This window comes from Salidesulfovibrio onnuriiensis (assembly GCF_008001235.1).
GTDB lineage: Bacteria > Desulfobacterota > Desulfovibrionia > Desulfovibrionales > Desulfovibrionaceae > Pseudodesulfovibrio > Pseudodesulfovibrio onnuriiensis.
Window position 1 is genome coordinate 3353169 of record NZ_CP040751.1, and the last position, 22600, is coordinate 3375768.

General features: G+C 60.7%; 17 protein-coding genes. 9 read left to right on the forward strand and 8 right to left on the reverse strand.

Features of this window, described 5'->3' with window-relative positions; genetic code table 11:
• Positions 1–123: 123 nt before the first annotated feature.
• The 7 genes from FGL65_RS15480 to FGL65_RS15510 all read left to right on the forward strand — a co-directional run bounded on the left by FGL65_RS15480 (position 124) and on the right by FGL65_RS15510 (position 11147).
• A complete protein-coding gene (locus FGL65_RS15480) occupies positions 124–2415 on the forward strand; it encodes an ATP-binding protein (protein WP_147822164.1) in 2292 nt (763 codons plus the stop codon).
• A 165-nt stretch (positions 2416–2580) separates the two neighbouring features.
• The gene (locus FGL65_RS15485) at positions 2581–3081 is read left to right on the forward strand and encodes a YqiA/YcfP family alpha/beta fold hydrolase (protein WP_187170409.1); all 501 of its coding nucleotides are present in this window, start codon (positions 2581–2583) and stop codon (positions 3079–3081) included.
• 277 nt (positions 3082–3358) lie between these two features.
• A complete protein-coding gene (locus FGL65_RS15490) occupies positions 3359–3676 on the forward strand; it encodes a phage regulatory CII family protein (RefSeq protein ID WP_250645512.1) in 318 nt (105 codons plus the stop codon).
• Positions 3677–3791: 115 nt separating this feature from the next.
• On the forward strand, positions 3792–5060 hold the full coding sequence (locus tag FGL65_RS15495; RefSeq protein ID WP_147822166.1) for a class II fructose-bisphosphate aldolase: 1269 nt from the start codon (positions 3792–3794) through the stop codon (positions 5058–5060).
• Between the two features lie 268 nt (positions 5061–5328).
• The gene (locus tag FGL65_RS15500) at positions 5329–6723 is read left to right on the forward strand and encodes a DUF4139 domain-containing protein (protein WP_187170410.1); all 1395 of its coding nucleotides are present in this window, start codon (positions 5329–5331) and stop codon (positions 6721–6723) included.
• Between the two features lie 16 nt (positions 6724–6739).
• Positions 6740–7948, forward strand: a complete 1209-nt coding sequence (locus FGL65_RS15505; protein WP_147822168.1) for a trehalose 6-phosphate synthase — start codon at positions 6740–6742, stop codon at positions 7946–7948.
• 31 nt (positions 7949–7979) lie between these two features.
• The gene (locus tag FGL65_RS15510) at positions 7980–11147 is read left to right on the forward strand and encodes a beta-phosphoglucomutase family hydrolase (RefSeq protein WP_147822169.1); all 3168 of its coding nucleotides are present in this window, start codon (positions 7980–7982) and stop codon (positions 11145–11147) included.
• 153 nt (positions 11148–11300) lie between these two features.
• On the opposite strand, the gene FGL65_RS18305 is transcribed toward FGL65_RS15510, so the two are convergent.
• The 5 genes from FGL65_RS18305 to FGL65_RS15530 form a co-directional block, all read right to left on the reverse strand.
• Entirely contained in the window at positions 11301–11468 is a 168-nt protein-coding gene (locus FGL65_RS18305; RefSeq protein ID WP_187170411.1) for a hypothetical protein, read from the reverse strand.
• 190 nt (positions 11469–11658) lie between these two features.
• Positions 11659–12324 carry a LexA family transcriptional regulator gene (locus tag FGL65_RS15515; RefSeq protein ID WP_147822170.1) on the reverse strand — a complete coding sequence of 222 codons (666 nt, stop codon included), beginning with the start codon at positions 12322–12324 and terminating at the stop codon, positions 11659–11661.
• Between the two features lie 276 nt (positions 12325–12600).
• Positions 12601–14787, reverse strand: a complete 2187-nt coding sequence (gene rnr / locus FGL65_RS15520) for a ribonuclease R (protein ID WP_147822171.1) — start codon at positions 14785–14787, stop codon at positions 12601–12603.
• Positions 14771–15934, reverse strand: coding sequence for a tetraacyldisaccharide 4'-kinase (lpxK, locus tag FGL65_RS15525; RefSeq protein WP_147822172.1), 1164 nt, complete (start codon positions 15932–15934; stop codon positions 14771–14773). Before lpxK ends, rnr begins: the two co-directional genes overlap by 17 nt.
• A gap of 39 nt (positions 15935–15973) precedes the next feature.
• Positions 15974–16705, reverse strand: coding sequence for a Bax inhibitor-1/YccA family protein (locus tag FGL65_RS15530; protein WP_147822173.1), 732 nt, complete (start codon positions 16703–16705; stop codon positions 15974–15976).
• A 183-nt stretch (positions 16706–16888) separates the two neighbouring features.
• On the opposite strand from FGL65_RS15530, the gene FGL65_RS15535 reads away from it, so the two are divergent.
• Positions 16889–17617 carry a substrate-binding periplasmic protein gene (locus FGL65_RS15535; RefSeq protein WP_147822174.1) on the forward strand — a complete coding sequence of 243 codons (729 nt, stop codon included), beginning with the start codon at positions 16889–16891 and terminating at the stop codon, positions 17615–17617.
• On the opposite strand, the gene FGL65_RS15540 is transcribed toward FGL65_RS15535, so the two are convergent.
• The 3 genes from FGL65_RS15540 to FGL65_RS15550 form a co-directional block, all read right to left on the reverse strand.
• Entirely contained in the window at positions 17614–18072 is a 459-nt protein-coding gene (locus FGL65_RS15540) for a YccF domain-containing protein (protein ID WP_187170412.1), read from the reverse strand. The genes FGL65_RS15535 and FGL65_RS15540 overlap by 4 nt on opposite strands.
• A 114-nt stretch (positions 18073–18186) precedes the next feature.
• On the reverse strand, positions 18187–19116 hold the full coding sequence (locus FGL65_RS15545; RefSeq protein WP_147822176.1) for a calcium/sodium antiporter: 930 nt from the start codon (positions 19114–19116) through the stop codon (positions 18187–18189).
• A 106-nt stretch (positions 19117–19222) separates the two neighbouring features.
• Positions 19223–20293, reverse strand: coding sequence for a tRNA(5-methylaminomethyl-2-thiouridylate) methyltransferase (locus FGL65_RS15550; RefSeq protein WP_147822177.1), 1071 nt, complete (start codon positions 20291–20293; stop codon positions 19223–19225).
• Between the two features lie 340 nt (positions 20294–20633).
• On the opposite strand from FGL65_RS15550, the gene FGL65_RS15555 reads away from it, so the two are divergent.
• Positions 20634–22514, forward strand: coding sequence for a methyl-accepting chemotaxis protein (locus FGL65_RS15555; RefSeq protein WP_250645513.1), 1881 nt, complete (start codon positions 20634–20636; stop codon positions 22512–22514).
• Positions 22515–22600 lie beyond the last annotated feature (86 nt).

Sequence of the window (22600 nt, forward strand, 5' to 3'; positions counted from 1 at the left end):
CGAACTTGGCCTCTCCTTTCGCGCATTGGAAAAATAAACAATCAAGGCTTTTCCCGTGCCCTGTTCCATGTCATTATGATGTATCCATATTGTTGTCTGACGGAAAATCGCCAGGGAAGGGATATGACGCACACCGGAACTCCGGCGGAAAAAAACCGCACCCCCACATCGCTGAGCCGCAAGTTCAACCTGGCCCAGATCATCATCGTCACCATTGTGGTGGCCATCTTCACCGTTGCCATCACCACCTTCACCATCCTGCGCATGAGCAGGCACATGAACAGCCGCCTGGACGAACTGGCCAAGCTGGCCGAGGGCACGCTGGCCACGGCCATCTGGCAGATGGACAAGCCCGCCATGGTCGGTTTTGTCGACGCCGTCTTCAAGGACCCAAACATCGTCTTCGCCCAGGTGCTCACCGATGCCGAATCCGCCGCCATCCGGGTCCGCCCGGGCCACGAGATGCACGGCATGGACTACTTCCGCCACAACGCCAACTACCGCGCCCTGACCGTGCCCCTGCACAGGTACGGGGAAGACATCGGAACCTTTGACGTGGCCTTTTCCCTGGCCCCCATGCGCAGGGAAATATACCTCAGCGCAGGCATCCATGCGGGCCTGGCCCTGGTGCTCATCCTGACCATCAGCCAGACGTCGATCATCTTCACGCGCCGCCACATATTCAACCGCCTCAGGCGGCTCGAGGAATCCGCCACATCCATTGCCGACGGCAACCTGGAAACCGACATCGACACCTCGGCCCAGGACGAGATCGGCAATCTGGCCCGCACCTTCCATGACATGCGCAATTCCATCGGCCTGCTCGTCGGCGACCTGCGAAAGGCCAACCACAAGCTGGAAGCATACAGCACCACGCTCGAGGAACGGGTCAAGGAGCGCACCGAGGAGCTGGACGGCAAAAACCGGTCCCTGAACCAGGCGCTGCGCGAAGTGCAGAACGCCCAACACCAGGCAGAAATCGCCAACATGGCCAAGAGCCGATTCCTGGCCAGCATGAGTCATGAAATCAGGACTCCCATGAACGCCATCCTCGGCATGGCCGACGTGCTCTGGGAAACCGAACTGGACGAAACGCAACGCAAGTACGTCAAGGTCTTCCGTTCCGCGGGCGAAAATCTCCTGGAACTGATCAACGACATCCTGGACCTTTCCAAGATCGAGGCGGGCCACATGCAGTTGGGCGACTCGGACTTCGACCTCGAGGAACTGGTGGAAAAGGCCTGCAACGTCATGCGCCCCAAGGCCGAGCAAAAGGGCCTGAAACTGACCTGCTCGGTGGCCGATGCGATCCCCCCGATCCTCCGGGGCGACCCCATCCGGCTGCGCCAGATCCTCATCAATCTGCTGGGCAACGCCGTAAAATTCACCAAGCAGGGCGAAGTGACCCTGAACGTCGAGCACATGCAGGACCTCGAGGACGGAAGCCTGGAAATCCAGATGGAGGTGCGGGATACGGGCGTGGGCATCCCGCCCGAACAACTGCCCACCATCTTCGACTCCTTTACCCAGGCCGACGGATCCACCACCAGGGAATACGGGGGCACGGGCCTGGGCCTGGCCATCAGCCGCCAGCTCACGGAGATGATGGGCGGCAGGATATGGGCGGAAAGCAGGCCGGGACACGGCAGCACATTCTTTGCCACGGCTCGGCTGCAACGCGGCAGCGCCCCCTCGGCCCTGGCCGCCACGGCAGGCCCGATAGAAAACCCGGACATGCCCGAACTGAGCATTCTGCTGGTGGAGGATTCCGAATACAACGCCTTTGTCATCGAAACCTATCTCAGGGACACGCCCTGTACGATGACCGTTGCGAAAAACGGCGAGCAAGGGGTGGCGGCCTTCATGGACGGCGACTTCGACCTGGTGCTCATGGACATCCAGATGCCCCTCATGGACGGCTACGAGGCCACCAGACAGATTCGCCGCTTTGAGCAGGACACCGGCAAAACACCCGTACCCATCGTGGCCCTCACGGCCTACGCCCTTTCCGGCGACGCGGACAAGAGCCTCGAGGCCGGAGCCGACCGCCACCTGCCCAAACCGGTCAGGAACGAACAACTCATGCAGGCCATACTCGAACTCTGCAGCCCGGGGGATCCCCTGCCCCATATCAATATAGAAGTGGCCCCGAACATGAGGGAAACCGCCCGCCGTTTCATTGGGGACTGCCATGCGGCGGTGGCCGAGGCCGCGACGGCACTAAGCGGCGAGGACTTTACCGGCGCCAGCCGCATTGGCCAACGGCTGGCCAGGGAAAGCGACTCCCTGGCGCTCAACGATCTCGGCCATATCGGCACCCGGCTGCAGCAGGCTGCGGACGCGGGCGACAGCCTGCGCGGCGCGAAAGTGCTCGAGGAACTCAAAACGTATTTAAACCATATTGAAATCGCCTGATTTTGAATCCGCCTTGATTTTTTCTCTCATTCGGTAATATCCTGTCGGCAATAGGAAATTCCATCACACGAGAATGCCCCGACCCTTTTCAAGGCCGTTCGTCACGTCCCATGCCCCTCCGGGCGGCACGGAACATTGTGGATGGCCGCAACAACGGAGACACCTATGAAGCAAGGCTACCTATGCTGGGCGCACGGGCTGGACGCCCAACCCTGGGGGGAAAAGAGCAAGGCCATGGCCGAGACGGCCAAAGATATGGGCCTGGAACTGGACGCACCGGACTTCCGGGGCATGACCGACCCGGACCAGCGGGTGGAAAAGCTCCTGGGTCACATCAAGGGCAAAAAGGGCCCCATCGTCCTGGCCGGTTCCAGCATGGGCGGCTACGTCTGCGCGGCCGCGGCGCAGGAAGTGGAGGTCGCCGGGCTGTTCCTGGTGGCTCCGGCCTTCTACCTGCCCGGGTACCAGCAACACGTCTTCTTCAACCTGCCTGAAACCATCAAGGTGGTGCACGGCTGGAAGGACGTGGTGGTTCCGGTGGAAAATTCCATTCGTTTCGCCAAGCTGCACAACGCGGCCCTGCACATCCTGCCCGGAGACCACCGCCTGGGAGGGCTGGCTTCGGAAGTGGCCTTCCTGTTTTCCGGGTTCCTGAACTCGCTCTGAGGACTTTCAACAACCAGGGGCCGCAGACGGAATTTTCAACATCCCGTCTGCGGCTCTTTTCCATTTCCGCGCCGTACTCCCGGACCTTTTAGCTGCGTTATAATTATCCACATAAAACCAGCCTCTCTGTTCCTAAAGACAATAATCCACCGCCATGTTTGCACATCCGTCACAGGATTGCCGACCACTTTTTTCTTTATATTCGTTGACGCAAATTCCAAAATTCCATTAGTATTGGAATAAGCCTCAAATTTTCAACACGTGGAGGGTGGACAGTATGTTTGAAAAGAGCCTCACGAAGAAAATGCAGGATGTGGTACTGGAAGGCAAAATGCCGGCCAAGGAAGTTTGTTCAAAGATCAAAAAGCCTTATTCGACCCTGCTCCGCGAACTGAATCCCTTTGATTCCCATGCGAAGCTCGGGGCGGAAACCCTGTTCGACATCGTCAAGGCGACGCGCAACGTCTCGGTGCTGGAATTCATGGCCGGGGAACTCGGCTATACGCTGCAACCCTGCCAGCGTCCCGCCCGCACCGCCAAGCGCAATGCAACCGCAGTGGGCGAAAAGCGCGCCGCAATGCATGCGTCCCTGTAAGGGTTTCGACCTGTTTTTTTGGAGAACGAAATAATGGGCAGGCTTTGACTTTGCCCATTGTTTCGTTTTATTGGGCGTGCACCGATCATACTTATCACTTCAGGAGGAAAGGGCTATGTCCCAGAATAAATTCGAACAGGCCTTGGCCGTCGGTCGCCCGCCGAACGTCGTCAAGAATTTCCCCAATTCCAAAGCACTGATCGTCAGCGGCAAGGTCATCGACCGCGCCTGCCTGGCAAAAGGCAAATGCATGACCATTGCGGCAAACGGCCGCAACCTCTTCATTGTCGAGGGAACGCTCAAGGCCGCCCAACGGGCCAATGCAGCCGTCATCCTCGAGATCGCCCGCAGCGAATCCACCTACTGCCCCACCACCATGTGGAACCTGGCGCGTCGGGTGGACTACCTCTGCAACAAGCTGGGCATCACCGTGCCGGTGGCCATCCACGCCGACCATTACTTCATCAAGAAGTGGGAAGACGTGGCCGAGGCCAAGGCCGAGATTCCCTCCCTGTTCGACAGCGGCGTCACCTCCATTGCGGTGGACGCCTCGCACATGCCGGACGACAGCAACCTGCTGGCCAACATCGAGCTCTCCCCGGTCATTCCGTCCTGGGCCGGTTATGAAACCGAAATCGGCGAGATCAAGGGCAAGTTCGGCCTGTCCACCCCGGTGGAAGCCAAATTCCTGATCCAGGGTCTCAACGCCCACGGCCTGTGCCCGGACTGGATCGCCCTGAACAACGGCACCACCCACGGCATCGAAGCCTCGGGCGAAGGCATCCAGGTGGCCCTGACCGCCGAAATCCACGAAGCCCTGCAGCCCTACGGCACCTCCGGCGCACAGCACGGCACCTCGGGCAACGACTCCCAGCGTCTGCGCGAAATCGCAGCCAAGACCCACACCACCAAGGCCAACGTCGCCACGGCCCTGCAGATGGTCGGCTGGGGCGTCAAGGTCAACGACTTCGGCAATGCCATCCTCACCGAGGACGGCAAGTTCGACAAGGTCCCCGGCAAGGGACTCAGCGAGGAACTCTGGGCCGAAATGACCGGCTGGGCCGATGAAAACGGCATCACCGGCGGCAACTACAAGAAACTCAACCTGCCCTTCGAACGTCGCTGGCAGGGTGAAAGCGCGGAAGTGCGCGAACGCATGGCCAAAGAGGTGGAAGACTTCGTCTACAACCTGCTCGTCAACGTGTTCAACGCCGAAAACACCGCAGACTACGCATACGACCTGCTCATCGAAGCCGGTTCCTACGATCTCGGCCCCAAGACCGAACGTTTTGAAGACCCGGCCGAGTGGACCGAGGAAAAGATCCGCGCCCGCGCCAAGGAAATGGACACGGACAAGGGTCCGTCCGGCGACTGGGACGACTAGAAACTTCCCGGCGCAGTATAGACACGAACGCCCGAGGTGCATGCCTCGGGCGTTTTTTGTTGCAATTTTCTGCACATGCTTGTCCTGTGGCCGGAGCTGCAGGAAACTTTTCCGATTCAGACCGGCTTTCCGGTCGTCACAGGTTCGTTTCAGAGGCATTGATAAATTTCCTTAAGGTTTTGCAAAACATCCCGCACGCATGTAATAAGTGTATGAGGTGGATCCGGAAATTCCGGTCCACCGCATGCAATCACTCCATGGAGGACAAATGAACTACCTGAAATTCATATTCTTTATCGCACTCTCCCTCGCGATCTCCCCTGCTCTCGCCAGCGCGGCCGGCAAATCCCTGACCGTGACCATCTACAACAACGACCGGGCCCTGATAAACGAGGTCCGGCCCATGGAACTGCCCAAGGGGCAGGAACGCGTGGAATTCCTGGGCGTGCCCGAAACCGTGGAGCCCCAATCCCTGCGCGTGACCTCCAAAACATCGCCCAAGAACTTCCGCGTTCTGGACATGAACTACGAATACGACCTCGTGGGCACCAAGACCCTGCTGGACCGCTACGTGGGCAAGCAGCTCACCGTGGTGCTGCCCGATCCATCGGACGCCACGGCCCGCATGCTCAAGCAGGCAACGCTCATCGCCAACAACGACCGGCCCGTTTTCCAGGTGGGCAATGAAATCTATGTGGGCGACTACGAGGCCGTACTGCTGCCCAGCCTGCCCCAGGGGCTGCGGGCCAAGCCCGCCCTGGTCTGGCTGGTGGACAACAACGGCCCGGCCAAGCAGGACATCGAGGTTTCCTATCTGGCCCGGGGCATGGGCTGGCGGGCGGACTACGTGCTCAAGGTCGACCGCGACAACAAGGACGCGGGCCTGTCCGGATGGGTGACCCTGACCAACAACTCGGGCATGGCCTTTGAAAAGGCGGCCCTCAAGCTGGTGGCCGGGGATGTCCATGAAGCGCCGCAACCCGCTCCCACCTACCGGGGCAAGGCATTGATGATGGAAGCCGCCATGGGCGACGGCATGCAGCAGGAGGAATTCTTCGAATACCACCTCTACAGCCTGGACCGCCCGGTGGACATCGCCAACAAGCAGATCAAGCAGGTCAGCCTGCTTCAGGCCCCCAAGATCAAGGTGGAAAAGGAACTGGTTTGCGAATACCACGCCGGCGGCAACCAGAAGCAGAAGGCGAAACCGCCCGTGAACGTGCTCCTCAAGCTCAGGAACGACAAGCAGTCCGGCCTGGGCATGCCCCTGCCCGAAGGCGTTGTGCGCGCCTATCAGGAAAGCTCGGACGGCAGCGTGCTGCTCATCGGCGAGGACCGCATCCAGCACACCCCCAAGGGCGAGGAAATATCCCTGACCATGGGCAAGGCCTTTGACGTCACCGTGGAGCGCATCCAGACCGCATACCAGAAGATCAGCAAGAATTCCTACAAGATGTCCTGGAAGATCGAAGTACGCAACGGATCGGACAAGCCCGGCACCATCCTGCTCAGGGATACGCTTCCGGGCCAGTGGAAAGTGACCAGGGCCAGCCGGAAGTACACCAAGATAGGCTCGGCAGGCATCGAATTCACGGTACAGGCCCCGCCCTCCCATGACGGCAAGGGCACGGTGATCACCTACGAGGCGGAAATCACGTATTAGCAGCTCAGGAGGCAGCATGGCCAAGGCCATCCAACAGACTGAACTCGTCACGCTCAAGGATTTCTACCAGCTCATGGAAGCCACGCGCGAGGTGCGCTTCGAGGCGACCAAAATGATCTCGGCGGGGGAAGCGCCCGCCGGGGACACGGTCCTGTCGCTCAAAAACGCACTGAGTTCCCTGGAGGCTGTCGCCCAGGCGGGCGGCAAGCGCGTCCTTTCCCTGGACGGCTCCCGGAAAATCGAGCTGGACCTGGACTACGAAATCAATGAAACGCGTAAGGACATCTTTTTCCTGGAAAACGGGGAAAAGACCTTCATGGGCTACCTGGCCGACCTGCATCCGGAATTCGAGGAGCATGTCGCACGCGGCCGCAACTATCTCGGCGGACGCGAAATAAACTGCTTCATCACCGACAGGGACGGCACGGTCAACAACTACTGCGGCCGGTACCGTTCCTCGATCCAGTCCATATACAACGCGGTGCTGCTGACCCGCTTCGCGCAGAGCAGCGCGGCCAACTCGGTCATCCTGACCTCCGCGCCCCTGGCCAACATCGGCCTGGTGGACATCAGCGTGGCCCCGGAACGGGTCATGTACTACGCGGGGTCCAAGGGCCGCGAGTGCATCGACCTGGAGGGCAGGCGGCGCGCCTTCCCCGTGGAAAAGGAAAAGCAGGCGCTGCTGGACAAGCTCAACGCAGTGCTCTCGGGTCTGGTCAAAATGCCGGAGTATGAAAAGTACTCCCTGATCGGATCGGGCCTGCAGTTCAAGTTCGGCCAGACCACCATTGCCCGCCAGGACATCAGCAAATCCGTGGACGAACAGGAATCCAGGGATTTCCTGCGGCGGCTGGGGGAAGTGGTGGCCGACCTGGACCCGGACGGCACCAACTTCCGCATCGAGGACACGGGACTGGACGTGGAAATCATCCTGACCATCGAATCCGGGGACGAAGGTCCCAAGGATTTCGACAAAGGAGACGGCGTGCGGTTCCTGAACACGGAATTCAACTTCGGCATGTTCCACGGCCCCAACCTCATCTGCGGCGACACCGGAAGCGATGTGCCCATGCTGGAGGCCGCCATGGAAATGTCCAAGGAAACCAAATCGATATTTGTCACATCAAAGGACGAACTGGCCACAAGGGTAAAAGGGGTTTGTCCCGATGCGCTCATCGTGCCCGAACCGGACATGCTCGTAACCATACTGGGAACCCTGACCTAGCAGAACAGCAAGCAAAACCTGCGAGGCTGCCATGGAACTGAAAGGCGTAGTTTTTGATCTGGACGGAGTCATCACCAGAACCGCGAAGGTCCATGCCCAATCCTGGGAGGAAGCGTTCAACCAGCTGCTCAAGCACAGGGCGGAAACGGATAATGTGCCGTTCCAGCCCTTTGACCGCATCCACGACTACCACAACTACGTGGACGGCAAGCCCCGCTTTGAAGGCGTTCTGAGCTTCCTCAAGTCCAGGAACATCCAGCTCCCCCCGGGCACGCCCGAGGACGAGCCCAGCCTGGATTCCATCTGCGGGGTGGGCAACCTGAAAAACTCGATATTCCAGGAAGTCCTGCGCAGGGAAGGCCCGGAGGTGTTCAAGAGCTCGGTGGAGCTGGTGAACGAACTCGTGCGGCGCGGCATCCAGGTGGCCATCGCCACCTCCAGCCGCAACTGCCAGCTCGTGCTGCAGCTTGCCGGCCTGGAAGACCTGTTCGAGGTCAAGGTGGACGGCGTGGTTTCGGCCAAGCTGGAACTCAAGGGCAAGCCTGACCCGGACATCTTCATCACCGCGGCCAAGGAACTGGGGCTTACCCCGGGCCAGTGCATCGTGGTGGAAGACGCCATTTCCGGGGTCCAGGCGGGCCGGGCCGGCAACTTCGGCATGACCCTGGGAGTGGCCCGAAACGTGGCGGGCGAACTGCTCAAGCGGTTCGGCGCGGACCAGGTGGTCACCGACCTCGCGGAGATCACCGTGGACGACATGATCGAATGGTTCGAATCCGGCATGGCCACGGACGACTGGTTCGTGACCTACAACGGGTTCGACCCCGGTGACGAAAAGCTGCGCGAAACCCTGACCACGGTGGGCAACGGTTACCTCGGCACACGCGGCGCATACGAATGCGAGTGCGCCTCCTACTACTTCTATCCGGGCACCTACATCGCGGGCATCTTCAACAAGGTTCCCAGCAAGGTGCAAGGCAAGGAAATCTGGAACAACGATTTCGTCAACTGCCCCAACTGGCTGCCGGTCTCGTTCAAGGTGGGCAACGGCGAATTCATGAGCCCCCTGTCCATGGAGATCCTGAGTTATTGCCACAGCCTGAACATGCGCGATGCGGTCATGGAACGCCACATGGTGGTCAAGGACAAGGTGGGACGCCTCACCCGCGTTTCCAGCACGCGCTTCGCCAGCATGGCGGACCCGCATCTGTGCGTGCTCAAGTTCGATTTCACGCCCCTCAACTACTCCGGCAAGATCACCATCCGCTCGGCCATCGACGGCAACGTCATCAATGGCGGCGTGGCCAGATACAGCACCCTGACCTCCAAGCACCTGAGCCGGGTCGCGGGCGGCAAGATAGGCAACGGCATCTACCTGCACGTGGAAACCAGCCACTCCCGCTACCAGATAGTGACCACGGCCAAGACAACCATGTTCGAAAACCACAAGCCCATGGAGGTCAAGAAGCGGGTCTTCCAGGAAAAGGCCAAGGTCGTGGAGGAAATGAAGTTCACGGCCGAGGAAAACCACAGCTATTCCCTGGAAAAGTTCGTGGATATCCGCACCTCCCTGGACCATGACGCCACTGCGGAACTGCAGGTCCAGGGCATGGACGCCCTGCACGAGGTCAAGACCTTCCAGGGCGCCTACGGCCCGCACACCCGCGCCTGGGCGGCCTTGTGGAACAAGGCGGATATCCGCCTGGACGGCGACCGCTTTGTCCAGCGCGTGCTGCGGTTGCACACCTACCACCTGCTGGTGACGGCCAGCCCGCACAACATGAACATCGACGCGGGAATGCCCGCCCGGGGCCTGAGCGGCGAGGCCTATCGCGGCCACATCTTCTGGGATGAGGTCTACATCCAGCCGTTCTTCGACATGCACTTCCCCATGGTTTCCCGGGCGCTGCTCAAGTACCGCTACAACCGGCTCACTGCGGCCCGCACCTATGCGCGGGAAAACGGCTACGTGGGTGCCATGTTCCCCTGGCAGACCGCGGACGACGGTTCCGAGGAAACCCAGGAGATCCACTACAACCCGGAATCCAAGAAATGGGACCCGGACCTCTCCCGCCGCCAGCGGCATGTATCCATCGCCGTGTTCGTCAACACCTGGCGCTACGTGGAAGCCACCGGCGACAGGACCTTCCTCAAGAAATACGGCGCAGAGCTGATGCTCGACATCGCCCGGTTCTGGGGCGACATAGCCCATTTCGATGAAAAGTCCGGCAAGTATCACATCTCCGGGGTCATGGGACCGGACGAATTCCACGAGCAATTGCCCGGCTCCAAGAAACACGGAATCAAGGACAATGCCTACACCAACATCATGGTGGTCTGGCTGCTCGAAAAGGCGTTGCGCCTGCTCAAGGATCTACCTCCCAAGGCCTTGATGACCGTGCGCAACCGCATCGGCCTGACCGATTCGGAGATAGAAAAGTGGCAGGACATGACCACCAAGCTCAACGTGATCATGACCGAGGACGGCATCATCAGCCAGTTCGACGGCTACATGGACCTCAAGGAGCTGGATTGGGAAAGCTACCGGAAGCGCTTCTATTCCATTCACAGAATGGACCGCATCCTCAAGGCCGAGGGCGACACCCCGGACAACTACAAGGTGGCAAAGCAGGCCGACGTGCTCATGACCTGGTACCTCATCGATCCCAACGAGGTGGCCCGCATCCTGACGCAGCTCGGCCACGAGGTGGACGACCCCATCAAGCTGCTCCGGAGCAACTACGACTATTACGAGCAGCGCACCAGCCACGGGTCCACCCTCTCCAAGGTGGTACATTCGGTCATTGCCGGACATATCTACCCCAGCAACGTGGCCTGGGACTGGTTCATGGAGGCCATGCGCTCCGACATCTACGACACCCAGGGCGGAACCACCATCGAAGGCATCCACACCGGCGTCATGGCCGGAACGCTTGAGGTCATCAAGCAGGACTTCGCCGGAATCGATCTCTCGGGCAGAAGCGTGATCATCAATCCCGACCTGCCGCCCCACTGGGGCAACATGATCTTCAAGTTCTGCCACCGCAAGCACTGGTACCATGTGACCATCACCCAGGAAAAGGTGCACCTGTGCGTTTCCGGCAAGAACGGCGACAAGGAAGTGCGTGTCAGGATCGCGGGGAAGCGGCAAAAGCTGACCCAGGATACTGCATACGAATTCCCGCTCAACGAAAAGTAGCGAAGCGACAGAAACATCATGGGGGCCTTTGGGCCCCCTTTTTCATTCCCAACCGGGAGCGCAAAAACCATTGAACCCCGCTGCTTGGGCACAGCGGGGTTCAACAAACGGGGAATGGAGGGTGCAGATTCCCAAAAGGGTGGGAAAGGGAATCTAGCGGAGAGTGTTTATATCAAGCGGCATGCCGCAGCCCGGGCAGAGGCGGATGGCCGCAACTATTTTCTTGTCGGCGGTCAGGAAAACCGGATTACGGGACATTCTGTCATTGGTGCCGTACTGAACCAAAACCATCTTTCCACACGTGCAAAAACGTTCCTGCATGACCTTTCTCCTCTATGCTTCAAAATAATTGAATGCTCTTGTCAACCGACCATGGAACACAAGTATACAAACGCCAGATTAATGTCAATATAAAATTGACATTAATTGACATAAAAATACACTTTTTTCTTGCGCCACAAAAAAAGGCGGCCGAAGCCGCCTGTTCTCTTGTACCATAACGAGTTGGTCTTTAACGGTATTCCCGTCCCACCCAGAGCACCTTGCCGATGATGCGAACCGTGTTCAGCTCGTCCCCGGCCAGATGAATGGGCGAATAGTCGGTGTTGTCGCTGTGCAGCACCAGGGTGCCGGGAAGGCGCTCCACCCGCTTGACCATGACCGTGTCCTCCACGCCCACGGCGTACATGCCGCCCGAGAGGACGTCATTCCGGGACTGGTCGATGAGCACGTCGTCGCCTTCCTTGAGCTCGGGCTCCATGCTGTTGCCCACCACTTCCATGATGACCATGTTGCGCGGGTTGCCCCGTGCATGCAGCCATTCGGAGCGGAAGGAATGGTAGCCCTCTATGCTGCCCTCGGTCTCGAAGGAGCCGCCGCCCGCGCACAGACGGGCGCGCACCTTGGGCACGCGTTCATAATACAGGCCGTCCTCGTCCTCATGGGAGGCGGAAGCCCGGGCCTGGGGTTCGCCTCGGCCGGTTTCGAGCCAGATGGGATCAAGCTCGAACTTGGACGCCAGGTCCAGGATCCAGCGCGGAGGCACGGAATCCTTTTTCTTTGCCAGGGAGACAGCAGCCCGGCCCAGGCCCAGAACGCGGGCCAGGTCGGACTGGTTGCGGATGTCGCTCGCCGAGCGGAGCCGCTCGAAAAAACCGTCAAAACCGATGTTGCTCATTGTCGCTGCCTTGTTGTCTACTTGCAGTTGCGAATCAGTCAACCACAACTAAACATCTATGTCAATATCGAATTTCACCATTTCCGCATGACATGCGGGCACGCCTTCAGCCCTCGCCTGGTCCGCCCCGCCAAAAACGTCAATCACTTCAAGGCTGTCAAGAAGGGGCCGGATGCGCGGCGCAACAGAAAGCCAGCCCGCAGCGTATAAACTATACGTGAGGACCTGGCTTTCTTGCGGCAACAAGGCAGACGGCCCCTTATCGGCAGCCTTGCCCTACACCAGATCCTTGTAATCCATGGCCGCCGCAACCACGGACTGAAGCACGAAATTCAATTCCAGCCGTTCCAGGTCCGCATATTCCAGCATGACCTCCACTTCCTGGCCGATGGTGAAGGCGCGGCCCGTGCGCTCGCCCACGAGCATTTCGCGGTGCGGCCAGTAGGCGTAGTAGTCGTCGTCCAGGCTGGAAAGCCGGATGATGCCCTCGGCCATCTCCTCCTTGAGCTCGATGCGGAACCCGAAATCCATGATCTGGGAGATGACGCCCATGAAAGTCTTGCCCACCTTGCTGCGCATGTAGAGCACGGACAGGCGCTTGTAGATCTCACGTTCGGCGTCCATGGCCGTGCGCTCGCGGCCCGACAGGTTGCCCGCGACCTTGGTCATCTTCTTGCCGCCCGGGATGTTCAGGGGCGCATCGTCGGTGCCCAGGGCGGTCTTGACCAGCCGGTGCACCATGAGGTCGGCATAGCGCCGGATGGGCGAAGTGAAATGGCAGTAGCATTCCGAGGCCAGGCCGAAATGGCCCTCGTTCACCGGCGAATACTTGGCCTGCTTCATGGACCGCAGCAGCAGCCGGTTGACCACGAATTCGCGCGGCGATCCCGCCACCTTGCGGATGAGCTCCTGCAGGGCCTTGGGCGTGATGGACTTGGGCCGTTCGATGTCCGGGTCCGTGAGATGCAGGAACCGGAACAGATTGGCCAGCTTTTCCGCGTCCGCCTCGGGGTGGATGCGGAACATGCAGGGCAGCCCCTCTTCCACGAGATAGCGGGCCACGGCCTCGTTGGCCGCGATCATGAATTCCTCGATGATCTGGTGGCCGAAATGGCGGTGCGCCGGGTGGATGCCCAGGATGTGCCCATCCTCATCCACGTCGGCCTTGGGCTCGGGAAGCTCGAAATCCAGGCTGCCGCGCAGGCTGCGCAGCTTGTTGATCTTGCGGGCCAGCTCCTCGCACAGTTCCAGCATGGGCAGCAGGCTCGCGTCGATGCCCGCCCGCGCCTCGGGCTTCCTGTCCAGGATGGCGTCCTTGATCTGGGTATAGGTCAGCCGCGCATGGCTCTCGATCACGGCAGCGAACATCCGGGATTCCTTGACCACGCCCTTTTCCGACATTTCCATGACCACGCCCATGGACAGGCGCGGCACGTGCGGGTTGAGGCTGCACAGGCCGTTGGAAAGCTTCTCCGGGAACATGGGCTCCACGGACAACGGGAAATAATAGGAGTTGCCTCGTTCCAGAGCCTCGCGGTCCAGGGCGGACCCCTCGGGCACGTAATGCGCCACGTCCGCAATGGCCACCCAAAGCCGGTAGCCCTTGCCCGAACGCTCCACGAACACCGCGTCGTCGAAGTCGCGGGCGGTCTCGCCGTCGATGGTCACGAACGGGATGTGACGCAGATCCTCGCGGCCCCTGAAATCCTCTTCGGACGGCACCGCGGGCAGGACCTCGGCCTCGGCCAGCACGTCGGACTGGAACCGGGTGCGGATGTTGTTGTTGGACTTGACCAGTGCCTCCTGCACGCGGACGTCGGATTCGGGGCCCAGTTTTTCCACCAGCTCCCCTTCCCACATGAACCGGTCCAGCTGCTCGCCGGGCTCGGCCTGGGCAATGTCGCCCCGCTGCAGCTCCATGCCCTGGGGCGCGGTGACGATCATGCCGAAATCCAGCTTGGGGTCCGTGGGCCTGGCGGCCCAGTCACCGTCGCCCAGGGGCTTGAGCACCTTGACGGGCAGCAGATCGCGGCCCCGCTCCAGCACGCGCACGATGCGGCCCTCGGCGCTCTTCCTGCCGCTGCGCTCGCTCATGATGGCGCAGGACACGCGGTCGCCGTGCCAGGCGCCGCCCATGTTCTTCTGGTGGATGAAAATATCGCTGCGCCGCACGTCGTCGGGAATGACGAAACCCATGCCGGAGCGGGTCATTTCCAGCCGCCCGGAGACCAGATTCATGGCCCCGGCCAGGCCATAGGCCCGCCGGATGCGGATGAGCTTGCCCTCCTGCATCAGGTCCCGGAGCAAATCCTTGAGGGGACGCTTGTCGGCCTTGCGCAGGTTCATGCGCCGCTGAATCTCGGCGCGGGAAAGGGGCTGCTTGGCGTCCTTGAACAGCCGCAGCAGGCTCTCGGGGGTCAGGGGCATGCTCTGGGGCTGCCGTTTGCTAGTCTTTCGCGCCATGTTCCTCCCCGGCTTCGTCCTCGGGGCCGGAGTCCTTTTCCCGGACCGGCCGTCCGGCGTCGGGAATCTCCAGCATCAGATTGTTGAAACGGCGGTTCCACCAGGTGCTGAACTTGCCGTTCTGGGCAAAGTGCGACGGCCCGAAGTCCACGCGGGTGTCGAATGCCCAGAAATCGGGAGTGCACATGGGGCCGAGCTTGACCGCATCCTTCTGGGTGCAGAGGATGTACTTGGCCTTCTTGCGCCGGGCCGTGGCGATGATGTCCAACACGTCGGTCTTGGTGTAGGTGTGGTGATCCCGGTAGACCATGTGGTCCACGGGCTTGTAGTTGAAATACTTGATGGCGGCGCGGTGCACCTGCCGGGGATCGCCGATGCCCGAGACCAACAGGAACGGCTCGCCGAAAAAGTCCTTTTCCTTCCTGCCGGTTAGCACCTGCACGAAGCCCTTGGGGGACAGGGAAAAATTGAAGACCGGCCGGTTGAACTGCTCCAGCCGGGTGCGGATGTGTTCCCCGAGCTTGTCGAAATATTCAGGCGAACCCTTGATCATGAAACAATCGGCGCGGCGCAGGGCCGTATAGTCCTCGCGCCAGGATCCGGACGGGATGACCCGGTTCCAGTGCTGGGCCAGGTCCGAGGGGCGCAGCAGCACGATGTCCACGTGCCGCTTCACGGCCATGTGCTGGAATCCGTCGTCCAGCACCACCAGCTTGGGATTGTAGTGCTCGAAAAGCCACTTTCCGCCACGGCTGCGCACCGGGTCCACAATGATGCGCGCCTCCGGGAACTCCTTGGCCAGCATGAGGGGCTCGTCACCGGCCTCCTCCACCAGATTCCCGGGCTGTACCAGGAAGGGATAGGTTGCGGGCCTGGCCCGGTAGCCACGGGTCAGCACCCCGGCCTCCATGCCCCGGTTGGCGGCCCACTTGAGCATCCACCCGGTCATGGGCGTCTTGCCCGTGCCGCCCCAGCTCACGTTGCCGATGGAGACCGTGACCGCCGGAGCCTCCCACTGACGCAGGATGCCCCGGCCATAGAGCCGGGAGCGCAGGCGCATGAAGCGGGCGTTGAGCCATGCTGCGGGCGCAAGCAGCGGACGAAAGCGCTGCTGGAGTTCTTCGACGGGCTTGTACTCTTTTCTCATAACGAAAAAGGGAGGCCCGAAGGCCTCCCCGGATGTGCCTTATCGCCTGTTGCCCATGATGCGCAGCAGCATGAGGAACAGATTGATGAAGTCGAGATACAGGGTCAGGGCCCCGAGGATGGAGCCGCGGCGGACGGCTGCGGCGTCGTTGGGCATCACCTCGCCCATGGTCTTGAACTTCTGGGTGTCATAGGCGGTCAGGCCGGTGAAAAGCACCACGCCCACGCCGGAAATGACGAAGCTCATCATCTGGCTCTGCAGAAAGATGTTGACCACCATGGCGATGATCATGCCGATGAGCCCCATGAACAGCAGGCTGCCCCAGGAGGTCAGGTCCTTCTTGGTCAGCAGGCCGTAAAGGCTCATGGCCCCGAACATGCCCGCGGAGACAAAGAAGGTGGCCGCCACGGACTGGCCGGTGTAGGCCAGCAGGATCGGGGACAGGGTCACGCCGTTGAGCCCGCTGTAAAGCAGGAACAGGCCGGTGGCCGTGCCCGGGTTCATGCTCGCCACGCGGGCGGAAAGATAGAACACGATGCCCAGCTCGGCCAGGAACAGGCCGTAGAGCAGCACCGGGGTTCCCTGGGTGCCGGTGGCGAAGTCGATATTCAGCAGCAGGCCGAGTGCGGCCGGGGTGTTGGCCACCCACCATGCCAGCACGGCGGTCAGGGCCAGGCCCGCGCCCATCCAGGCGTAAATGCCGCGCATGAAGGCGTTGACCACCTCGGCATTGGCGGCGCGGCTGGGAAACGATCTCGTGTAATTGTTCATTTGAATTCCTCTCAAACGTTTTTCAATGCAGGACCAAGACCATTGGGTCCGAGTTTTTTAAATAATCAGCTTTTTCGGGCATGGCAAGGGAATCCCATGGGAAAACATCCGTCGCCAAACCCACGCTTGGCCGGACGATAATCATACCTTGCATACCTGGCCAGTGATATTTCTTATATAGCCATGTCGAAAACCATTGCCGCAACCAAATACCTGCTGGCCGCATTCCTTCTGCTGGCCTGCCTGCAGGGCACGCCCTCGGCGGACCAGCACTTCGTCATCGGCTATTTCTGGCACAGCCGGTACACCGATGCCGCGAAACAGATCATGGCCAGGGCATACCAGCATTGCGGCATCCTGGTGGATTTCGAATTCCTCCCCGGCGAACGTTCGCTCCTGCTCGCCGACACGGGTGAGGTGGACGCGTCCCTGTTCCGTTCCGAAGGCGTGACCCAGAAGTATTCCAACCTGGTCATGGTCCCGGTGCATCTGTTCGTGGCGCAACCCACGGTCTTCAGGCGGACCGGCCAGATCCTGGAATGTCCCGTGCGCTCCTGGGACGACTTGGCCCCCTACCGGCTGGCCTTCCGGCGCGGGGCAATGGAAGTGGAAAAGCACGCCAAACGCCTCCAGATGATCTACTTTGTGGCGGAATCCGACGAGAAGGCCTTCCAGATGCTCCACGAAGGAAGGGTGGACATCGTGGTGACCGACTACATCAACGGTCTGGGGACTCTCAAGAAAACCGGGTTGCAGGGCATCGAGCCGGAAAACCCGCCCTTTGACAGCCACAGGCTCTACCACTACGTCAACCGCCGCCACCGGGGACTGGTGGACTGCCTGGCCAGGGAGCTGCGCCGCATGGCCGACTCCGGCGAGATCGGACGCATCCTCGAGGAAAGCGCCCCCTAGCCCCGGCGAACCCTGTCCACAAAGGAGGCGGCATTGTCCTGGCGCGCCGCGTCCGCCACTTCGTAAGGCACCACGGTCTTGCCGATGGGTGCCAGGGAAATGGAGGCCAGCTTGAGGTGCTGGACGCCGAAGGGGATGCCGATGATGGTGATGAAGCAGGCCACGGCCGAGACCACGTGCCCGATGGCCAGCCACAGGCCGAAAAGCAGGAACCAGATCACGTTGCCGATGAAGCCGAAGGGGCTGGTGCCGATGTCCTCCTGGCCCGTGAGTTCGTCCCGGCTGATGACCGTACGGCCGAACGGGAAAAAGGAAAATCCGGCAATGACGAAGCAGGCCCGGCCCCAGGGGATGCCGATGATGGAGATGAACATGAGCAGCCCGGCCAGCGCCCAGCCGATGCCCATGAAAATGCCGCCAAGAATGAACCACAGAACATTCAGGATAGTACTCATAATCTTTCATCTCCTTTTCAAATATTCAAAGGGATACAAACCGAACCTAAGGCCGTTCTGAAAGGTTTTTGTGCCAGGCACGACAACGCAATCAGGCCTTTATGGACAGCCGCGCTATCCCAGAAAATCCCTGCCCCAACGGATCAGGTTAATCCCCACCAGCAACGCCCCTTCCCAGCGCCGCACCTTCCAGCCCGTGCGCAGAAATATGAGCACCAGGGCCACCATGCCCACCAGGACCATGAGGCTGCCGCGCGCCTCCTCGGAAACGCCCAGGGGCCGCATGAGACAGGTCAGGCCCAGAACTCCCGCGAAGTTGAAGAAATCGCTACCTATGAGGTTGCCCAGCAGCATGTCGTTGCGCCCCTTGACCGAGGCGGCCAGACAGGTGACCAACTCGGGCAGCGAGGTGCCGGCGGCCACGATGGTCACGCCGATGACCCAGGAGGAAACGCCGAGCGCAGTGGCGATGGACGTGGCGGCGGTGACCATAAGATGGCCGCCCAGGGCGATGCCCGCGAACCCGCCCAGCAGCAGGAACCAGTCGTACCATTTGGCCCCGCGCTCGGGCAGGTCCTCCAGCTCGTCCTCGCCCGGGGATTCCTTGATCCGCGCCAGCCAGAACAGGTAGACCGCCAGGGTGACCATGAGCGCAAGGCCGAACATGCGGCCCAGTTCGCCGGTAAAGGACATGAGCAGAATGGCCACGCAGCAGCCGAAGAGCAGCAGACCGTCGCGATAGATGAGCTTCGGGCCTGTGGGCAGCGGCTTGATCATGGCCATGAGCCCGAGAATGAAGCCCAGGTTGAAGATGTTGGAGCCGACCACGTTGGACAGGGAAATGGCCTCGTGGCCGCGCAAGGCCGCGTTCACCGTGACCAGGAATTCCGGCGCGGAGGTGCCGAAGGCCACGATGGTCAGGCCGATTACCAGTTCCGAGACATTGAACTTGCGCGCGATGAGCGAGGCGGAGGTGACGATCCAGTTGGCCCCGCCCCAGAGCAGGACCACGGCCAGCAGAAAATAGACGATATTCAGGAACATGAAAAATCCTTGGTTGTTTGGTCACCCTGTAATGCAATAGGCATGGGGCGGAAGCAAGGGGTTATTTCCCTGCTTCCGCCCCACGCTTTTGATCGTCCTGGCAGATTCAGCCCTGGGCTTCGAGCTGCGCCTGCTTCCAGGGCTTGACGATGTCCTGCTTGGGCTCCTGCCAGTCCACGGAGGTCTCGCGCCGGGGCTCCACACGGATTTCAGCGGTCTCGCCCTTGTGGATCACCGCCACGGTCACGGGCTCGCCAGTGGCCTCGAAGTGCCGCACGGCCTTGGAGGCATAAGAGGCGGTCAGCTCGGCGGCGGCCCGGATGCTCACCTCGTCCCAGTCCCCGGCGTCCGTGGGCCTGCCCAGAGCGACCGGACCGGGGAAGTTCACGGTCTTGAAAAAGTAATCGGTATCGCGGGCCAGCTTTTCCAGTCGCTGGTTCTCCACCTGCTTCCGCCCCATGGACAGCCAGCGATGCCCGGCCCAGACCTGGCGGCCGATCTGCGCCACCACGAAATCCATGGGATGCGGACTGTCCTTTTCCTCCATGACCCTGATGAAGCGACCGGCAGCGCTGGCCTCGGCCAGCACGCAGCCTCCGGCCGGGGTGGGGATCTCCCTGAAGCCGTATCTTTCTTTGGCCATCTCCAGCTGCGGCTTGCGGGTACGGCCCACAATGCCCATGAGACGGCTGCGGTCCACCAGCCCGCTCTTCTCCATGGGGGTCGGCTCCAGCTTGAGCGCACTCAGGGGCCGGAGCAGCACGTCCTGCACGCCCGCCTGCTTGCGGATCAGGCTCATGGAGTCGCGGCGCTGGCTCATGGGGCGCTGGCCCATGACTTCCCCGGAAATGATGAATTTCGCGCCGTACTTTTCCATGAGCGCCCGCGCCTTGCCAAGCATCATGATCTTGCAGTCCACGCAGGGGTTGAGCCATTTGCCGAAACCGTTCGGCGGCCCCTGGAGCATCATGTTCACGTAGTCCCGGCTGATGTCCACCTCCACCACGTCGATGCCGTAGAGCTCCTTCCAGGAATCGAACCGATGGCTCTTGCCGAAAAAGGGCGAGGTGAAGTGCAGGCCCAGCACGGTCAGTCCCTGGTCCTGGATAAGCTTCACCGCCAATATGGAGTCCAGCCCGCCCGAAAGCAGGGCCAATGCGTCGTATTGTTTTGCCATGCGCCGTCCCTTACGCGAGGTTTTGAGCAGAGGCAAGAAGCCGTGCCCCCTCTCCCCCGCGTGCGGTGTGAACACGCGGCAAATTACCTCCCGGCGAAGTCGACATTATGCCGTCATATTAGGACGTTATTTTCTTTCGAATCTTATTTACGGTGAATAAATATAGGCAAATGGTCTAATCCTGGGATACGTGTCATCCCATATCGAAATTGCGGTAGCGCGAAATCACAGCCAAGGAGATACCATGCTTAACGACTTGAAATTAGGTGTAAAACTCGGGACGGGTTTTGGACTTGTCCTGGTGTTGACGGTCGTGGTTGCCTTCATCGGATTCAGGGGCATGAGCAATGTTGAGGATCGTGTCGACAAGGCTGATGATGTGAACAGGCTCGTCCGCTTCATCGTTGAAAGCCGCGTTCAGGAAAAGAACTACATGCTGCGCAAGGACGAAAAGGTTCTCACCTCCCACGCGGATATCGTCAAGAAGCTCCATGAGCAGGCCAAGGCCACGAGCGACAAGTTCGACCAGAAGATCAACAAGGACCAGATGGCGCAGGTCTCGGCGGCCGTCACCGAATACGAGCAGGCCTTCTCCCGCTACCTCCAGCTGGAAAAGGGCAAGAACAACGCCATGCAGCAAATGCGCAGCAACGCCAAGATCGCGTTGGGGGAAACCGAAGCCCTCCGCGCGGACCAGAAGCAGCAGTTCGCAAAGCTCCTGGAGTCGGGCGTCGCCAGCAATGCGGACCTGCAGGACAAGCTGCTCAAGGCCGATGACGCCAACCGCATGATCAAGTGGTTCCTGGATGCCCGTAAAAACGAAAAGGAATTCATCATTTCCCGGGATCAGGGATACCTGACCCAGAACCTGGAAGGCCTGACCAAGATCACCGCCCTTGCGGAAAATTTGAAGAAGCGGTTCCGCAACCAGGCCAACATCGCCCAGCTCGACAGGGTGGGCAAGGCGCTGCAGCAGTACCAAAGCGAATTCAAGCAGTTCACGGACAGCATGGAACAGCAGACGGTGGCGGAAGCGGCCATGGTGGCCTCGGCCCGAAAGGCCGACGAAGTCTGCCGCGCCGCACGCGCTGACCAGAAGGCCAAAATGATTGACGAAATGAGCACCGCCAACATGACCAGCCTCATCACCGCCGGTGTCGCCCTTGTCTTTGGCGTGGGCATCGCCATCTTCCTGACCACGGCCATTACGCGGCCCGTCCGCATGGGGGTGGATTTCGCCAGGAACCTCTCCGAGGGCGACCTCACGCAAACCATCGCAATCCACCAGAAGGACGAGATCGGCGTGCTGGCCGAAGCCCTGCGGAATATGAAGGACAGGCTGTCCGAGGTCGTGGCCAACGTCCAGTCGGCCACGGAAAACGTGGCTGCGGGCAGCGAGGAGCTTTCCGCATCCTCCCAGTCCCTTTCCCAGGGAGCCACGGAGCAGGCGGCATCCATTCAGGAAGTCTCCTCTTCCATGGAGCAGATGGCGTCCAACATCAGCCAGAACGCGGCCAATGCCCGGGAAACCGACACCCTGGCCGCAAAGGCGGCATCCGACGCCAAGGAAAGCGGCACGGCCGTCAGCCAGACCGTGGAGGCCATGAAGAGCATTGCGGAAAAGATCTCCATCATCGAGGAGATCGCCCGCCAGACCAACCTGCTGGCCCTGAACGCCGCCATCGAGGCGGCCCGCGCAGGCGAGCACGGCAAGGGATTCGCAGTGGTGGCTGCCGAGGTGCGCAAGCTGGCGGAACGTTCCGGCACGGCGGCCTCCGAGATCAGCGAGCTCTCCACCAACAGCGTCGAGGTGGCGGAAAAAGCCGGTTCCATGCTGCAACAGCTGGTGCCGGACATCGAAAAGACCGCGTCCCTGGTCCAGGAAATCACCTCGGCCAGCGATGAGCAGAACGCGGGCGCCACCCAGATCAACCAGGCCATCAGCCAGCTCGACACGGTCATCCAGCAGAACGCATCGGCCTCCGAGGAAATGGCCTCCACCAGCGAGGAACTTTCCGGCCAGGGGCAGCAGCTCCAGGCGACCATGGCTTTCTTCACCGTGAACAGTAACGGCCATGGCAAGTCCGCCCGCAGGCTGGTTGCCACCACGGTTCCCAGGGCCGCCCTGCCCGAGGCATCGGTTCCCCAGGCCACGGCAAGAACCACCGGGGTCGAATTCAGGATGGACGACGATTCGGAACAGGACTTCGAACGGTTCTAGTCAATAATCATTACAACCAAGCGAGGGAAAACCTTTTGAAAAAGGTTTTCCCTCGCGCTCTTTTTCCAAAACTTCTTGGCTATCGC

Bases quoted from the DNA above. Each gene is read 5' to 3' on its own strand.
- FGL65_RS15480 (WP_147822164.1), top strand. From the start codon at position 124: ATGACGCACACCGGAACTCCGGCGGAAAAAAACCGCACCCCCACATCG.
- FGL65_RS15485 (WP_187170409.1), top strand. From the start codon at position 2,581: ATGAAGCAAGGCTACCTATGCTGGGCGCACGGGCTGGACGCCCAACCC.
- FGL65_RS15490 (WP_250645512.1), top strand. From the start codon at position 3,359: ATGTTTGAAAAGAGCCTCACGAAGAAAATGCAGGATGTGGTACTGGAA.
- FGL65_RS15495 (WP_147822166.1), top strand. From the start codon at position 3,792: ATGTCCCAGAATAAATTCGAACAGGCCTTGGCCGTCGGTCGCCCGCCG.
- FGL65_RS15500 (WP_187170410.1), top strand. From the start codon at position 5,329: ATGAACTACCTGAAATTCATATTCTTTATCGCACTCTCCCTCGCGATC.
- FGL65_RS15505 (WP_147822168.1), top strand. From the start codon at position 6,740: ATGGCCAAGGCCATCCAACAGACTGAACTCGTCACGCTCAAGGATTTC.
- FGL65_RS15510 (WP_147822169.1), top strand. From the start codon at position 7,980: ATGGAACTGAAAGGCGTAGTTTTTGATCTGGACGGAGTCATCACCAGA.
- FGL65_RS18305 (WP_187170411.1), bottom strand. From the start codon at position 11,468: ATGCAGGAACGTTTTTGCACGTGTGGAAAGATGGTTTTGGTTCAGTAC.
- FGL65_RS15515 (WP_147822170.1), bottom strand. From the start codon at position 12,324: ATGAGCAACATCGGTTTTGACGGTTTTTTCGAGCGGCTCCGCTCGGCG.
- rnr (WP_147822171.1), bottom strand. From the start codon at position 14,787: ATGGCGCGAAAGACTAGCAAACGGCAGCCCCAGAGCATGCCCCTGACC.
- lpxK (WP_147822172.1), bottom strand. From the start codon at position 15,934: ATGAGAAAAGAGTACAAGCCCGTCGAAGAACTCCAGCAGCGCTTTCGT.
- FGL65_RS15530 (WP_147822173.1), bottom strand. From the start codon at position 16,705: ATGAACAATTACACGAGATCGTTTCCCAGCCGCGCCGCCAATGCCGAG.
- FGL65_RS15535 (WP_147822174.1), top strand. From the start codon at position 16,889: ATGTCGAAAACCATTGCCGCAACCAAATACCTGCTGGCCGCATTCCTT.
- FGL65_RS15540 (WP_187170412.1), bottom strand. From the start codon at position 18,072: ATGAGTACTATCCTGAATGTTCTGTGGTTCATTCTTGGCGGCATTTTC.
- FGL65_RS15545 (WP_147822176.1), bottom strand. From the start codon at position 19,116: ATGTTCCTGAATATCGTCTATTTTCTGCTGGCCGTGGTCCTGCTCTGG.
- FGL65_RS15550 (WP_147822177.1), bottom strand. From the start codon at position 20,293: ATGGCAAAACAATACGACGCATTGGCCCTGCTTTCGGGCGGGCTGGAC.
- FGL65_RS15555 (WP_250645513.1), top strand. From the start codon at position 20,634: ATGAGCAATGTTGAGGATCGTGTCGACAAGGCTGATGATGTGAACAGG.